Annotated in this window: 14 protein-coding genes; 8 read left to right on the forward strand and 6 right to left on the reverse strand. The window is 64.0% G+C overall.

Annotated elements, in window-relative coordinates:
* Positions 1–133 precede the first annotated feature (133 nt).
* The 3 genes from ACXHGZ_RS06540 to sthA all read left to right on the forward strand — a co-directional run bounded on the left by ACXHGZ_RS06540 (position 134) and on the right by sthA (position 4,318).
* A complete protein-coding gene (locus ACXHGZ_RS06540; RefSeq protein ID WP_480462954.1) occupies positions 134–1,597 on the forward strand; it encodes a glyceraldehyde-3-phosphate dehydrogenase in 1,464 nt (487 codons plus the stop codon).
* A 152-nt stretch (positions 1,598–1,749) separates the two neighbouring features.
* Complete coding sequence (locus tag ACXHGZ_RS06545) at positions 1,750–2,721, forward strand: FAD:protein FMN transferase (protein WP_480462956.1); 972 nt, start codon at positions 1,750–1,752, stop codon at positions 2,719–2,721.
* Between the two features lie 202 nt (positions 2,722–2,923).
* The gene (gene sthA, locus ACXHGZ_RS06550; protein ID WP_084858177.1) at positions 2,924–4,318 is read left to right on the forward strand and encodes a Si-specific NAD(P)(+) transhydrogenase; all 1,395 of its coding nucleotides are present in this window, start codon (positions 2,924–2,926) and stop codon (positions 4,316–4,318) included.
* Between the two features lie 42 nt (positions 4,319–4,360).
* On the opposite strand, the gene ACXHGZ_RS06555 is transcribed toward sthA, so the two are convergent.
* Together ACXHGZ_RS06555 and ACXHGZ_RS06560 are read right to left on the reverse strand one after the other, a co-directional pair.
* Complete coding sequence (locus ACXHGZ_RS06555; protein ID WP_084858176.1) at positions 4,361–5,083, reverse strand: glycerophosphodiester phosphodiesterase; 723 nt, start codon at positions 5,081–5,083, stop codon at positions 4,361–4,363.
* Positions 5,084–5,113: 30 nt separating this feature from the next.
* Positions 5,114–5,698: a PilZ domain-containing protein gene (locus ACXHGZ_RS06560; protein WP_480462957.1), complete on the reverse strand. Its 585-nt coding sequence runs from the start codon at positions 5,696–5,698 to the stop codon at positions 5,114–5,116.
* 93 nt (positions 5,699–5,791) lie between these two features.
* On the opposite strand from ACXHGZ_RS06560, the gene ACXHGZ_RS06565 reads away from it, so the two are divergent.
* The 3 genes from ACXHGZ_RS06565 to ACXHGZ_RS06575 all read left to right on the forward strand — a co-directional run bounded on the left by ACXHGZ_RS06565 (position 5,792) and on the right by ACXHGZ_RS06575 (position 9,039).
* The gene (locus ACXHGZ_RS06565; protein ID WP_224458514.1) at positions 5,792–7,042 is read left to right on the forward strand and encodes a lipoprotein-releasing ABC transporter permease subunit; all 1,251 of its coding nucleotides are present in this window, start codon (positions 5,792–5,794) and stop codon (positions 7,040–7,042) included.
* Between the two features lie 7 nt (positions 7,043–7,049).
* Positions 7,050–7,733, forward strand: coding sequence for a lipoprotein-releasing ABC transporter ATP-binding protein LolD (lolD, locus tag ACXHGZ_RS06570; protein ID WP_172403038.1), 684 nt, complete (start codon positions 7,050–7,052; stop codon positions 7,731–7,733).
* A gap of 61 nt (positions 7,734–7,794) precedes the next feature.
* Entirely contained in the window at positions 7,795–9,039 is a 1,245-nt protein-coding gene (locus tag ACXHGZ_RS06575; protein ID WP_224458516.1) for a lipoprotein-releasing ABC transporter permease subunit, read from the forward strand.
* A 303-nt stretch (positions 9,040–9,342) separates the two neighbouring features.
* On the opposite strand, the gene ACXHGZ_RS06580 is transcribed toward ACXHGZ_RS06575, so the two are convergent.
* Both ACXHGZ_RS06580 and ACXHGZ_RS06585 read right to left on the reverse strand, forming a co-directional pair.
* Positions 9,343–10,689 (reverse strand): heavy metal sensor histidine kinase, encoded by a 1,347-nt coding sequence (locus tag ACXHGZ_RS06580; RefSeq protein WP_480462959.1) that lies wholly within the window; start codon positions 10,687–10,689, stop codon positions 9,343–9,345.
* Positions 10,686–11,366, reverse strand: a complete 681-nt coding sequence (locus tag ACXHGZ_RS06585) for a heavy metal response regulator transcription factor (RefSeq protein WP_084858171.1) — start codon at positions 11,364–11,366, stop codon at positions 10,686–10,688. Before ACXHGZ_RS06585 ends, ACXHGZ_RS06580 begins: the two co-directional genes overlap by 4 nt.
* 221 nt (positions 11,367–11,587) lie before the next feature.
* On the opposite strand from ACXHGZ_RS06585, the gene queF reads away from it, so the two are divergent.
* The gene (gene queF, locus ACXHGZ_RS06590) at positions 11,588–12,418 is read left to right on the forward strand and encodes an NADPH-dependent 7-cyano-7-deazaguanine reductase QueF (protein ID WP_480462960.1); all 831 of its coding nucleotides are present in this window, start codon (positions 11,588–11,590) and stop codon (positions 12,416–12,418) included.
* Positions 12,419–12,452: 34 nt separating this feature from the next.
* Here queF and ACXHGZ_RS06595 read toward each other — a convergent pair whose 3' ends face one another.
* Positions 12,453–12,716 carry a DUF4404 family protein gene (locus ACXHGZ_RS06595; RefSeq protein ID WP_084858169.1) on the reverse strand — a complete coding sequence of 88 codons (264 nt, stop codon included), beginning with the start codon at positions 12,714–12,716 and terminating at the stop codon, positions 12,453–12,455.
* Positions 12,717–12,839: 123 nt separating this feature from the next.
* On the reverse strand, positions 12,840–13,403 hold the full coding sequence (gene pcrP / locus ACXHGZ_RS06600) for an HAD superfamily inactivated hydrolase PcrP (RefSeq protein ID WP_480462961.1): 564 nt from the start codon (positions 13,401–13,403) through the stop codon (positions 12,840–12,842).
* Positions 13,404–13,596: 193 nt separating this feature from the next.
* Here pcrP and ACXHGZ_RS06605 point away from each other — a divergent pair, with 193 nt between their 5' ends.
* Positions 13,597–14,304 carry an MlaA family lipoprotein gene (locus tag ACXHGZ_RS06605; RefSeq protein ID WP_480462962.1) on the forward strand — a complete coding sequence of 236 codons (708 nt, stop codon included), beginning with the start codon at positions 13,597–13,599 and terminating at the stop codon, positions 14,302–14,304.
* Positions 14,305–14,670: the final 366 nt, after the last annotated feature.

Consider the following 14,670-nt stretch of genomic DNA (forward strand, 5'->3'; position numbering starts at 1 on the left):
ACAATTGTACCGGTGCCGGTGCGCGCTGTCAGGCTCGGAAGGGCGTGGCGACGGGCTCTGGCGGTGGCGACAGGCGCTCATTGCCCGATACGTCGAGGGGCGTCATAATGTAGCCCCTTTTTTCTCCCCCTACATGTGGAAGGTTCCCGTGACTCAGAAGCCCGACCAGTGTCTTGGTGAGTGGATCGATCGTGAAGCCCTGGCTGAAGCGATGATCCCGCTTATCGGTCAGCTCTACCGCAACAACAACGTGGTGAGCTCGATCTATGGCCGCAGCCTGATCAATCGTTCGGTTATCTCGATCCTCAAAGCCCACCGCTTTGCCCGTCACCGTCAAACCGACGAAACCGAACTGTCCGTCCACGAGACATTCCCCCTGCTCAAGGCCATGAGCGAGCTGAAGCTGGGTGCCGCCTCGGTCGACCTGGGCAAGCTGGCCAACAAGTTCAAGCTGCAAGGCAACGGCCGCACCGTCGAGCAGTTCGTGCGCGAAGAGCTGGCCGATGTCGTCGGCCAGCAGAACGTTTCCCCACGCAAGGGCACTGACGTCGTCCTGTACGGCTTCGGCCGCATCGGCCGCCTGCTGGCGCGTATCCTGATCGAGAAGACCGGTGGTGGCGACGGCCTGCGCCTGCGCGCCATCGTCGTGCGCAAGGGCGCCGAGAACGACCTGACCAAGCGCGCCAGCCTGCTGCGTCGTGACTCGGTACACGGCCCGTTCGATGGCACCATCGTCATCGACGAGCAGAACAACACCATCACCGCCAACGGCAACCTGATCCAGGTCATCTACGCCAAGAACCCGAGCGAAGTCGACTACACCCAGTACGGCATCCAGGATGCCCTGATCGTCGACAACACCGGTGTATGGCGTGATGCCGATGGCCTGGGCCAGCACCTGGCCTGCCCTGGCGCTTCCCGCGTGATCCTCACCGCACCTGGCAAGGGCGCGCTGAAGAACATCGTGCACGGCATCAACCACGGCGACATCACCGCTGATGACAAGATCATCTCCGCCGCCTCCTGCACCACCAACGCCATCGTGCCGGTGCTCAAGGCCGTGAATGACCAGTACGGCATCGTCAACGGCCACGTCGAGACCGTTCACTCGTTCACCAACGACCAGAACCTGATCGACAACTTCCACAAGGGCAGCCGCCGTGGCCGCGCCGCGCCGCTGAACATGGTCATCACCGAGACCGGTGCCGCCACCGCTGCGGCCAAGGCGCTGCCGGTGCTCAAGGGCAAGCTGACCGGCAACGCCATTCGCGTGCCGACGCCGAACGTCTCGATGGCCATCCTGAACCTGAACCTGGAAAAGGCCACGACGCGCGACGAAATCAACGAGTACCTGCGCCAGACCGCCATGCACTCGGACCTGCACAAGCAGATCGACTACGTCAGCTCCCAGGAAGTGGTATCGACCGACTTCGTCGGTTCCCGCCACGCCGGTGTGGTCGACGCCGAGGCGACCATCTGCAACGACAACCGCGTTGTCCTGTACGTCTGGTACGACAACGAATTCGGTTACAGCTGCCAGGTCGTTCGTGTGATGGAAGACATGGCTGGTGTGAACCCGCCAGCGTTTCCACGCTGATCCGCTTGTAATGCGTTGAAGAAACGGGAACCTTCGGGTTCCCGTTTTTTTTGGCCACGAAGCGCCGATCTGCACGGTACCTGTAGGCGCGTGCAGGCGGCTGGACAATCGAGAGATCGAGTTTGCGCGTACTTCTATTACTGTTCATCCTGATGTCCCTTGGTGCCTGCGACCCAGTCCCGACTCTGGAACGCCTGGGCGGCCCGACCATGGGTAGCAGCTACAGCATCCAGTATGTCCGCGACCCTGGCGGCCCGTCGTCAATGGAGGTGCGGGAAGCTGTCGATGCGATCCTCGGTGACATCGACGAGCACTATTCGACCTACCGTGGCGACTCCACCGTCAGCCGGTTCAACCAGCTGCCAGCCAACCGCTGCCTGGCGCTGCCGGCGGACATGCTGGCGTTGGTCGGCTTCGGCCAGCACCTGGCCGAACAGAGCGAGGGGGCCTTCGATCTTACCGTCGAGCCGTTGCTCGACCTGTGGGGTTTCGGCCCCCAAGCCCGGCAGGCGCAGGTGCCCGACCCGCTGCAGCTGGCCCAGGCACGCCAGCGCGTCGGCTACCGGCACCTGCGTATCGAGGGTGATGCCCTGTGCAAGGACGCCCCGGTGGAACTGGACTTCAACAGCATCGCCGCAGGGCACGCCGTGGACCTGATCGCCGAACGCCTGCAGGCGATGGGCGTCAGCCATTTTCTCGTCGAGGCCACCGGCGAGCTCAAGGCCGTGGGCAACAAGCCCGACGGCAGCCCGTGGCGGGTCGCCCTGGAATTGCCCCGCGAAGACCGCCAGGTCGCCCGCCAGGTGATCGCCGTGGATGGCCTGGCCGTGTCGACCTCGGGTGACTATCGCCACTATTTCGAGGACAATGGCCGGCGCTATTCGCACACCTTCGATGCCCGCCTGGGGCGTCCGGTCGAACACGACCTGGCGGCGGTCACCGTGCTCGATGCCTCGGCGCTGCAGGCCGACGGCTATTCGACGCTGCTGTTGATCCTCGGCGCTGAGCAGGGCTGGGATTTCGCCATGGCCCACGGTATTGCCGCGGTGCTGGTGACCCGGGCCGAGGGTGGCTTCGTCTCCCGTGCTACGCCTGCGTTCGAGCAGGCGTTGAAAGGCAGGTGAAAGCGCAAGCACGGATGATCGTCGCCAGGGAGCCGGTGAATGACATGTAGTGCGGTCAAAATTGGCCTACGACGCGACCAAGGGTTAATGTGCGCGGCGTTCACGCTTGATTAGACTGCACCCGAATTTTCTCATGGCGCCCCGGCGACATGATCGCGCCCCGCGGCCACCCGGCCGGCGGGCCAGTTCTGAAGGAGTACGCATGGCTGTCTACAACTACGACGTAGTGGTGCTGGGTTCCGGCCCGGCCGGAGAAGGTGCGGCAATGAATGCCGCCAAAGCAGGACGCAAGGTGGCGATGGTCGACAGCCGTCGCCAGGTCGGCGGCAACTGCACCCACCTGGGCACCATTCCGTCCAAGGCACTGCGTCACTCGGTGCGGCAGATCATGCAGTTCAACACCAACCCGATGTTCCGCGCCATCGGCGAGCCGCGCTGGTTCTCCTTCCCCGATGTGCTCAAGAGCGCCGAGAAGGTGATCTCCAAGCAGGTGGCCTCGCGTACCGGCTACTATGCGCGCAACCGCGTCGATGTGTTCGTCGGCACCGGCAGCTTCGCTGACGAGCAGACCATCGAAGTGGTCTGCTCCAATGGCGTGGTCGAGACCCTGGTGGCCAAGCACATCATCATCGCCACCGGTTCGCGCCCGTACCGCCCGGCCGATATCGACTTCCACCACCCCCGCGTCTACGACAGCGACACCATCCTCAGCCTGAGCCACACCCCGCGCAAGCTGATCGTCTACGGTGCCGGGGTGATCGGCTGCGAATACGCATCGATCTTCAGCGGCCTGGGCGTGCTGGTGGAATTGGTGGACAACCGTGGCCAGCTGCTGAGCTTCCTGGATTCGGAAATCTCCCAGGCGCTGAGCTACCACTTCAGCAACAACAACATCACCGTACGCCACAACGAGGAGTACGACCGGGTCGAAGGTCTGGACAACGGGGTGATCCTGCACCTGAAGTCGGGCAAGAAGATCAAGGCCGACGCCTTGCTGTGGTGCAACGGCCGTACCGGCAACACCGACAAGCTGGGCCTGGAGAACATCGGCATCAAGGTCAACAGCCGTGGCCAGATCGAGGTCGACCAGGCCTACCGTACCAGCGTACCGAACATCTATGGTGCCGGTGACGTGATCGGATGGCCGAGCCTGGCCAGCGCCGCCCACGACCAGGGCCGTTCGGCCGCTGGCAGCATCGTCGACAACGGCAGCTGGCGTTTCGTCGATGATGTGCCGACCGGTATCTATACCATTCCGGAGATCAGCTCGATCGGCAAGAACGAGCAGGAGCTGACCCAGGCCAAGGTGCCGTACGAAGTGGGCAAGGCTTTCTTCAAGAGCATGGCCCGCGCGCAGATCGCCGGCGAGCCCCAGGGCATGCTGAAGATCCTGTTCCATCGTGAGACCCTGGAGATCCTCGGCGTGCACTGCTTCGGCTACCAGGCCTCGGAGATCGTTCACATCGGCCAGGCGATCATGAACCAGCCGGGTGAGCAGAACAATCTGAAGTACTTCGTCAACACCACCTTCAACTACCCGACCATGGCCGAAGCCTATCGGGTAGCGGCCTACGACGGCCTGAACCGGCTTTTTTGAGCGGCTCCGGCCGGTGGCCTGAGCCGGTCGGGGAGTCCGGGTTCAGCCCTTCCCAAGGGTGGTCATGGCCAAACCGGGAAAGTCTGTAATCAGGCTGTCTACGCCAAAGTCGGCGAGCCGGCGCATCAGCGCCGGTTCGTTGACCGTCCACACCGATACGTGCAACCCCTGGCGCTGGGCCTTGAGCAGGCGCTCGGGGGTGCACAGTGTCCAGTTCAAGGCCAGCATGTCACAGCTGTAGTTCTGGGCGACCTTCAGCGGGTCGAGCCAGGCGTATTCGGCCACCAGCCCGCGGGACACGTCCGGCACCAGCTCCAGTGCGGCGCCGAGCACTTCGCGGGAGCTCGAGGTGATGGTCACCTTGTCGAGCAGGCCGTATTGCTGAGCCAGCTCGCGAATGGCCAATACGGTACTGGCGGCGCGGGTGCGCGAGGCACTCTTGACCTCCAGTTGCCAGTGCTCGAAGGCACATTTCTCGAACAGTTCCTCCAGCCGCGGGACAGGGCAGGGCTGCACCCAGCCCGGGCCGCCTTTGCGCGCATCGTAGGTGACCAGCTCGGCGGCGGTGTGCTCGACCACCTTGCCGCGCCGGCCGGTGGTGCGCTTGAGGCTGGGGTCGTGGATCACCATCAGCTCGTTGTCGGCCGACAGGTGCAGGTCCAGCTCGCAGCGATTGACGCCGTGGGACAGGCATTGGCGAAAACTGGTCAAGGTGTTTTCGGGTGCTTCGCCCTTGGCGCCGCGGTGGCCATAGATCAGGGTCACGTTCGTTCCTTCAAATCAGAGTGAATAGGCTCAGGAGGCGGGGTCGTTCTGTTCCAGCGCCTGGCGCCGCTGTTGTTGCTGGCGCTGCAGGATGTAGCGGGCCAGCAACTGGCGCTGGGCGTCGGTCATGTCGATGAATACGGTGCCGACCTCGTATTGGCCGTCCGGGCGCCGGTCGCAGTGGGTGACCCGGGCACGCAGCAGCAGGCCCAGGGCGCGGGGCATCAGCACCATCTTAACGGCCACGCGGGTGCCGGTGGCGAGTGGGGTCGCCTGGGCGAACTCGATGCCGCCTTCGGAGAGGATGACCGGCTGCGGTTGCCCAATTTCGCCCAGCAGGGCCTGGGCCATCACTGCGCTGAGCAGGTCGAGGCGTTTGTTCTGTACCCGCAGGAATGCCGCCAGGGTGCGGTCCTTTTCGCTGAGCTGGCGCATCAGGTGCTGGGATTCGAAGTCGGCAAGGTGCAGTTCGCTGAGCAGGTTGAACAGCGGTGAAGCATCTTGCAACAGGTCTGTTTCCAGGGCTTCGGCCGCGCCCAGGGGGCTGATTTCAAGTGCGATACTGTCTTCGATGCGGTAGTATTCGCGGCGATCTTCTTCGTCTAGTGTCGTCATGGCGAACCCATGGTTACGGCGGTGGTCCGAGTGTAAAGCCGCTGCAGGCGCCCTGCCACAAGGACGTTCCCTTTCATCCGAACAAGCCCCGACATGTTCAGACCTCTTTTCGTATTCATCGGTACGCGTTATACCCGTGCCAAGCGTCGCAACCACTTCGTCTCGTTCATTTCGCTGACTTCGATGATCGGCCTCGCCCTTGGCGTGGTGGTGATGATCGTGGTGCTGTCGGTCATGAACGGTTTCGACCACGAGATGCGTACCCGCGTGCTGGGCATGATCCCTCACGCCACGCTGGAAAGCGGCCAGCCGCTGGACGACTGGCCGGCCCTCGCCCAACAAGTAAAGCAGAATCCTCAAGTGCTTGCGGTGGCGCCCTTCACCCAGATGCAGGGGTTGCTGACCCATGACGGCAAGGTGCAGAAGGTACTGCTCAACGGCATCGACCCTGCGCGCGAGCGCGAGGTGTCGATCATCGACAACTTCATTCGCGACGGCAGTCTCGACAAACTGGCGCCGGGCGAGTGGGGCATCATGATCGGCGACAAGGCCGCGGCCAAGCTGGGCGTGGGCATCGGCGACAAGCTGACCTTCGTCGCCCCGGAGGTCAGCGTGACCCCGGCCGGCATGTTCCCGCGCATGAAGCGCTTCACCGTGGTCGGCACCTTCCATGTCGGCGCCGGTGAGATCGATGGCTACCTGGGCCTGACCAACATCAACGACCTGTCGCGCTTGCACCGCTGGAAGGCCGACCAGGTCCAGGGCCTGCGGCTGAAGTTCGATGACCTGTTCCAGGCCCCGCGGGTGGCCTGGAATATCGCCCAGAACCTGGGCGAGCAGGAATTCTATGCCCGTGACTGGACTCGCACCCACGGCAACCTGTACCAGGCGATCCGCATGGAGAAGGCCATGATCGGCCTGCTGTTGCTGCTGATCGTGGCGGTGGCGGCGTTCAACATCATTTCCACCCTGGTGATGGTGGTCAACGACAAGCGGGGCGATATCGCCATCCTGCGTACCCTGGGCGCCACCCCGGCGCAGATCATGGCCATCTTCATGGTCCAGGGCACGGTGATCGGCGTGGTCGGTACCCTGATCGGCGCCGTGGTCGGGATCTTCGCGGCGCTCAATGTCAGTGCGGTGATCGCCGGCATCGAGACGCTGATCGGGCACAAGTTCCTGAATGCCGATGTGTATTTCATCGATTACCTGCCGTCGCAGATCCAGGCCCAGGACGTGTACATGGTCTGTGGTGCGGCGCTGGTCCTGAGTTTCTTCGCCACCCTGTACCCGGCCTGGCGTGCGGCCCGCACCCAGCCTGCAGAGGCGCTACGTTATGAGTGAGTCGCGCATGAGTGATAAAGCCGTACTGAGTTGCCGCAACCTGGGCAAGTCCTACGAGGAAGGCCCGGAGTCGGTGCAGGTGCTGTCGGGCTTGAACCTGGAGCTGCACGCCGGTGAGCGGGTGGCCATCGTCGGCAGCTCCGGCTCCGGCAAGAGCACCTTGCTCAACCTGTTGGGCGGCCTCGACACGCCGACCCAGGGCAGTGTCTGGCTGGCCGGCGAGGAGCTGTCGGCCCTCGGCGAGCGCGCCCGTGGCTTGCTGCGCAACCGCGCCTTGGGTTTCGTGTACCAGTTCCATCACCTGCTGCCGGAGTTCACTGCCCTGGAGAACGCCTGCATGCCGCTGCTGATCGGCCGTACGCCGATCCCCGAGGCCCGCGAGCGTGCCGAGGCGCTGCTCAAGCGGGTGGGCCTGGGCCATCGCCTTAACCACAAGCCGGCCGAGCTGTCCGGCGGTGAGCGCCAGCGCGTGGCGATCGCCCGTGCCCTGGTCAATCGCCCGGGTCTGGTGATGCTCGACGAGCCCACCGGCAACCTCGACCACCATACCGCCCAGGGTATCCAGGAGTTGATGCAGGAGTTGTCCAGCTCGTCCCAGACAGCCTTCCTGGTGGTGACCCACGACCTCAACCTGGCACGCCAGATGGACCGGGTCCTGCGCCTGGAAGACGGCCACCTGGTGCCGATCTGAGCCGCTCGCACGCGGCGGCAGGAGCCGCTGCGTAACTCTTTTTCATTGGGTGTTCTCGTACATGTTCAGACCCTTGCCCTTGTTCATCGGTGCCCGCTACACCCGTGCCAAGCGCCGCAACCATTTCATCTCGTTCATCTCCATGACCTCGATGATCGGCCTGTCCCTGGGCGTGCTGGCGATGATCGTGGTGCTCTCGGTGATGAACGGCTTCCAGCGCGAAATGAGCTCGCGCATCCTCGGCCTGGTGCCCCATGCCAGCATCCTTGGCGTGCAGCCGCTGGACGACTGGCGCAAGGTCGCCGATAGCGCGCTGAAGAACCCGGCCGTGATGGCCGCCGCGCCGCTGACCGAAATGGAAGGCATGCTGTCCTATAAGGGCGCCATGCAGCCGATCCAGGTCAGCGGTATCGACCCGGCCGAGGAAGGCAAGGTCTCCATCGTCGGCCAGCATATCGTCCAGGGGCGGTTGCAGGACCTGGTGCCGGGCGAGTATGGCGTGGTGATCGGCGAGCTGACGGCCCGGCGTTTCCGCCTCAATACCGGTGACAAGCTGACCCTGATCGTTCCTGAGATCAGCAAGGCGCCGGGTGGCATCACGCCGCGCATGCAGCGCCTGACCGTGGTCGGGATCTTCAAGGTGGGGGCCGAGCTGGATGGCTCGCAGGCTTACATACACGTGGCCGATGCCGGTGAGATGCAGCGCTGGGCACCGGGCAGTGTGCAGGGCGTGCGCCTGAAGCTGCACGACCTGTATGCCGCGCCGCAGGTGTCCAAGGCGATCGCCGCAGGCCTGGGCGATGCCTACCGCGCCGATGACTGGTCCCACACCCAGGGCAGCCTGTTCAGTGCCATGAAGATGGAAAAGACCATGATCGGCCTGCTGTTGATGATGATCATCGCCGTGGCGGCCTTCAACATCATCGCCACTCTGGTGATGGTGGTGAACGACAAGGGTTCGGACATCGCCATCCTGCGTACCATCGGCGCCACGCCGGCGCAGATCATGGGGACCTTCATGGTCCAGGGTTCCTTGATCGGTATCGTCGGCACCCTGGTCGGCGGTGTGCTGGGCGTGGTCGCCGCGTTCAATGTCAGCCAGATCGTCGGCTGGCTGGAGCGGGTCAGCGGGCAGCACATCTTCACTTCCGACGTGTACTTCATCAGCAGCCTGCCGTCGGAGCTGCAGTGGGGCGACGTGGCGATCATCTGCACGGCGGGGCTGGTGATGAGCTTCCTGGCGACGATCTACCCGGCGTATCGGGCGTCCCAGGTGGAGCCGGCGATGGCGTTGCGTTACGAGTGACGTTCCAGGGCCGCTTTGCGGCCCATCGCAGGCTCCGCCAGCTCCCACGAAGCAAGCGCAGCCTGGGCCGTATTGGCACAGCTGAGCAGTATTAAGCCAACCGAAGGCAATTTGAGCTGTCCAGCACCATAGACTCTCCCACAGGTACGATGGTGTCTTTGAAAATAGCGCAGGCCAGGTGGGAGCAACTGTCTTGAGTTTTTTGCCCTGGCTCAATCGCCGGCAAGCCGGCTCCCACAGGCTCTGAAAACAGCGCAGGTCAGGTGGGAGCCGGCTTGCCGGCGATGGAGCGCGCAGAGGCCTCTATTCGGGTAGCTCGATGACAAACCGCGTCCAACCTTCCACGCACTCGGCGCGAATGGTTCCACCATGCGCCTGGATGATCGAACGGGTGATCGCCAGGCCCAGCCCCGCATGCTCGCTGCTGCCTTCCCGGCGCGCGGGGTCGGCGCGGTAGAAGCGGTCGAACAGGCGCGGCAGCATGGCCGGTGCGATCGCAGGACCTGTATTGGCGACTGTGATCTGTGTGCCGGGCACCAGCATCACACGAATCTCCCCGCCGTTTGGCGTGAAGCGCAGCGCGTTGTCGAGCAGGTTGGACAGCGCTCGGCGCAGCATGTGCCGGTCGCCTTCGAGCCTCGCCTGGCCTTCACGCAGCAGCCGCACCTCGGCGTCCTCGGCCAAGGGCGCATAGTACTCAAGCAGTGCATCCAGCTCCTGGGCCAGGTCCAGGGCCTCGCGGTTGGGCATGAGCAGGCCATGGTCGGCCTTGGCCAGGTACAGCATGTCGTTGACCAGTTGCGCCATCCATTGCAGCTCTTCCAGGTTGCCGTGCAGCGCTTCGCGGTACTCCTCGAGGCCGCGCGGGCGGGTGAGGGTGACCTGGGTATGGGTCAGCAGGTTGGACAGGGGCGTGCGCAGTTCGTGGGCGATGTCGGCGGAAAACGCCGAGAGGCGCTGGAAGGCATCGTCCAGCCGCTGCAGCATGGCATTGACCGTGTCGGCCAGCTCCGCCAGCTCCTCGGGCATCTGCGCCACCGGCAGGCGGGTGGTGAGGGAGCGTGCGTTGACGCTGGCGGCCACTTCGCCCATCTGCCGCAAGGGGCGTAGCCCACGGCGCGCAGCCCAGGCACCGAGCAGGGCGGTGGCTAGGGCCGACAGGCCGACTGTCAGCCAGATCAGGCGCTGCATGCCCTGCAAAAAATGCTGGTGATGGGTGATGTCGAGGAACAGGGTCAGTTGCCCTGCGCTTGGGTTTTGCTCGTCCAGGCGGGTCGACAGGCTGCGGTAGTCGATGCCGTCGGCATGTAGGGTCGCCAGGCCTGGATGGCGGGGCGCCTCGGGCAGGTCGGTGCGGCTGTCGTACCACACCACGCCATCGGCGCCACGAATGCGCAGGGCCAGGTCGGCCTGGTGGCTCAGCTCGTTGCGCAGCGCCGGCAGCCGTTGTGCCAGCGCGTCGTGGCTGGCCACGCCGTCGAGCAGCGTGCGCATCAGGGACAGGCGGCTGCCGAGCAATTGCTGGTCCAGCTCGATGAAGTGCCGTTCGCTGGCCCGGCTGAACAGCAGCCCGGCGGTCAGCGAAACGGCTGCGGTGCAGGCAGCGAACAGCAGGGCCAGGCGCCCGCCAAGGGACAAGCGACGCATCAATCCTGGCGCTCCTCGAGCACGTAGCCCATGCCACGCACGGTGTGGATCAGCTTGTTGGCATGGCCGTCGTCGATCTTCAGGCGCAGGCGACGGATCGCCACTTCGATGACATTGGTGTCGCTGTCGAAATTCATGTCCCATACCTGCGAGGCGATCAGCGACTTGGGCAGCACTTCGCCCTGGCGACGCAGCAGCAGTTCGAGCAGGGCGAACTCCTTGGCGGTCAGGTCGATACGCTGCCCGTCGCGGTCGGCGCGGCGGCGGATCAGGTCCAGGCGCAGGTCGGCCAGGCCCAGTGTGGTGTCCTGGTTGGGGCTGGTGCCGCGGCGCAGCAGGGTGCGGACCCGCGCCAGCAGCTCGGAGAAGGCGAAAGGCTTGACCAGGTAGTCGTCGGCGCCCAGTTCCAGGCCGTGCACCCGATCTTCGACGGCATCGCGTGCGGTGAGGAACAGTACCGGCGTATCCAGGCCGGCCTGGCGGACGGCCTGGAGGATCTGCCAGCCATTGCGTCCTGGCAGCATCACATCGAGGATCAACAGGTCATGGTCGCCGCTCAGGGCCAGGTGCTGGCCGGTGTCCCCATCGCTGGCCAGCTCCGTGGCGAAGCCCGCTTCGCTCAGGCCCTGGCACAGGTACTGGCCGGTCTTGGCCTGGTCTTCGACGATCAGCAGTTTCATGGTGTCCCTTGTGCTGGAAGGTGAGGGCAGTGAGTACCGGGCAGATGATACGTGACCCAGGGCCTGCCGGGCGAAGCTGACGGCGTTGTAATGCGGCTGTCAGCCAGCGGCCAGCCACGCTTGGTCGCCTGGTGGGGGCCAGCGGGCGACGCCAGTGCCAAGGCAGGCGCTAAAAACGGTAGACTAGGGCCATTCGAAACTTCCGTATCCAGGTCAGGTCCATGCATCCCGCCGCCGAACATTCCCCGCTGGGTAAGTCCAGCGAGTACATCGCCACCTACACCCCTTCGCTGCTGTTCCCCATCCCGCGTACGGCCAAGTGGGCCGAGCTGGGTGTCACGGCCCAGACCTTGCCCTGGCAGGGCGTGGACTACTGGAACTGTTTCGAGCTGTCCTGGCTGCTGCCTTCGGGCAAGCCGGTGGTGGCCATTGGCGAATTCGCCATCCCGGCCGACTCGCCGAACATCATCGAGTCCAAGTCGTTCAAGCTGTACCTCAATTCGCTGAACCAGACGACATTTGCCTCGGTCGGTGAGCTGCAGGCCTGCCTGGAGAAGGACCTGTCCGCCGCTGCCGGCAAGCCGGTGGGCGTTCGGGTTCGCAGCCTGGGTGAAGTCGAGGCCCAGGGCGTGGTAGCCCTGCCTGGCCAGTGCATCGATGCCCTGGATGTAAACATCAGCAACTACGAACAGCCCCAGCCAGAGCTGCTGCACTGCGACGCGCAGCGTGTGGTCGAGGAAACCGTTCACAGCCACTTGCTCAAGTCCAACTGCCCGGTGACCGGCCAGCCGGACTGGGGAAGCGTGGTGGTGCAATACAAGGGCCTGGCCCTGGATCATGCCAGCCTGCTGAGCTACCTGGTGAGCTTCCGCCAGCATGCCGACTTCCATGAGCAGTGCGTCGAGCGCATCTACCTGGACCTGCTGCGCCTGCTCAAGCCGGAACATTTGACCGTATATGCACGCTATGTGCGCCGTGGCGGCCTGGACATCAACCCGTACCGCAGCACTGGGGCGATCAGCCCAGGCAACCAGCGGCTGGTTCGTCAGTAAGCGGGGGCCGCTGTGCGGCCCCACGGATGAAGGGTCAGATCCCCATGCTGTGCAGGCTGTTGGCGATATTGCGCAGGATGGCGGTCAGGTCGGGGTGGTCTGCTTCGAAGCGCTCGACGGCCGAATTGACACCATCGACCAGGTTGGTGTCCTGGGTGGCTTCCTCCAGTTTGATCTGGGCTTCGATCTGCTGCATCAGTGCATGCAGATGCTCGCGCTCTTCCAGCGAGAGCGGCGGGTTGCGTTCCAGTTGCTCGCGCAGGCTCTCGAGTTGCTCTTGCAGTTCGCGGGCAGGCATTGGGTGTTCTCCCTCTATGGCTAGGCAAGGCATGGACCTTCGCAACGGGGCAAAGGTTCTGGCCTGTCTTCAAGCGTAATCCACCGGCGGGCGCTTTGCATGATCCGCGTCAACCAGGCCGTATCAGGGTTTTTCACCCTTGCGCCGGCGCAGGGCGATATCGGCAAGGCAGGTGTCCAAGGCCTCCAGGTGGTCGATCACCGAGTGCACGCCCAGGCCGAACAATGCCAGGGTCGCCTTGCCACGCGCCAGTTCCCGTTCCTGCTCGGTCATGGCCTGCCACTGGCTGGAGCTGGGGTCGCACTCAGGGCTGCTGCCGGCCAGGCCGACCGTCCACAACCCGGCGTTGAGGCCCGCTTGCAACAGGCGTGGTTGGCCGCTGACCAGCACGCAGCCCTCCAGGCGTTCGCTTTGCAGAACCATCAGCGCCTGCCAGCAGGCATTCGGTGCCGGCAAGGGGCAGCCGTTGACCAGATGCCCGGGCAGCCAGTCTGGCAGTGCGGCGGCCAGGCGCTTGCCCTGGCTTGGGCTTACGTCGTCGAGCCAGATACAGGGCACGCGCTGGCGCTGCAGGTTGGACAGGGTGTCGAGGGCACCCGGCAAGGGCTGGGCGGCGCCGCCCACGGGTTGGACCAGGCAACCGCGCAGCCCGAAGAGCACGGCGGTGAAGTCGGATGCATCGAGCATGGCAACGTCCCTGAAATAGCCCGCAGGCTAGGTCGGCTGTGTTACCGCGGGATGACACTGCAACAGTTGTTCACATAATCTTGAATAAAAATGTGTAAGGCTGTTTATCAGCCAATCAGCATTTATACTGGCGTCTTAGTTACGCAGCGCCCAGCGGGGCGTTGCGGCCGTGAAATTCGATGGAGAAACATCTATGCGTAGGATCGGTGCCGGTGTGATCGAGCGAGTCACCCAGGCCTGTGTCTGCGCCAGCTTGTTGCTGGCGCCTGTGGCAGCCACCCAGGCGGCCACCGAGGAGGATCCCTGGGAGGCGGTCAACCGACCGATCTTCAAGTTCAACGATACCCTCGACACCTATGCCCTCAAGCCGTTGGCCAAGGGCTACCAGGCGGTCACCCCGCAATTCCTCGAAGATGGCATCCACAACATCTTCCGCAACCTGGGCGATGTCACCAACCTGGTGAACGATGTGCTGCAGCTCAAGCCGCACGCCGCCGGCGTCGATACCGCGCGCCTGATCGTCAACACCACCTTCGGCCTGGGTGGCTTCTTCGATGTCGGTACCAAGATGGGGCTGCAGCGCAACGACGAGGACTTCGGCCAGACCCTGGGCTACTGGGGCGTGGGCAGTGGCCCATACGTGGTCATTCCGTTCCTTGGCCCAAGCACCGTGCGCGATGGCCTGGCCAAGTACCCGGACACTTACACCCGACCTTACCGTTACATGGACCATGTGCCGACCCGCAACTCGATCTTCGCCCTGGAGGTGATCGACACCCGGGCCGACCTGTTGTCGGCAGAGAAGCTGATCAGCGGCGACAAGTACGTCTTCATTCGTAATGCCTACCTGCAGAACCGTGAGTTCCGCGTCAAGGATGGCGAAGTCGAAGACGACTTCTGATCGTAGGGTCGCAGCGCAGCCTGATAGTGGTTCATGGCCATTCAGTCAGGAAATTCGTCGTGATGGGCTGCTATGCGGCCCATTGCGGGGCGCCAATTTCGAGCCCTGGAAGGGCCACAGGCGGCGCTGTTCACGCGTGGCTTCCATCCATTCGGATCGCACCAGGTCGCTTTCTTATAACTTCCGGTCATTTGCCTTATAACGGTGCAGGCAACTCGACCCTTGCATGCTTGAAACGCCTGGCGGATGGGAGTACCGTCTGCGCCTTACAGGGTACCTCTGCAAGTTGCCGGGCTTGTTTTCTTGTCCTACAACTCAAGTAGAGTGATGCCACACCGTATTCCAGTAGCACCGCGGCCAGCTTGC

The sequence above is a fragment of the Pseudomonas shiyinii genome, from assembly GCF_056725765.1.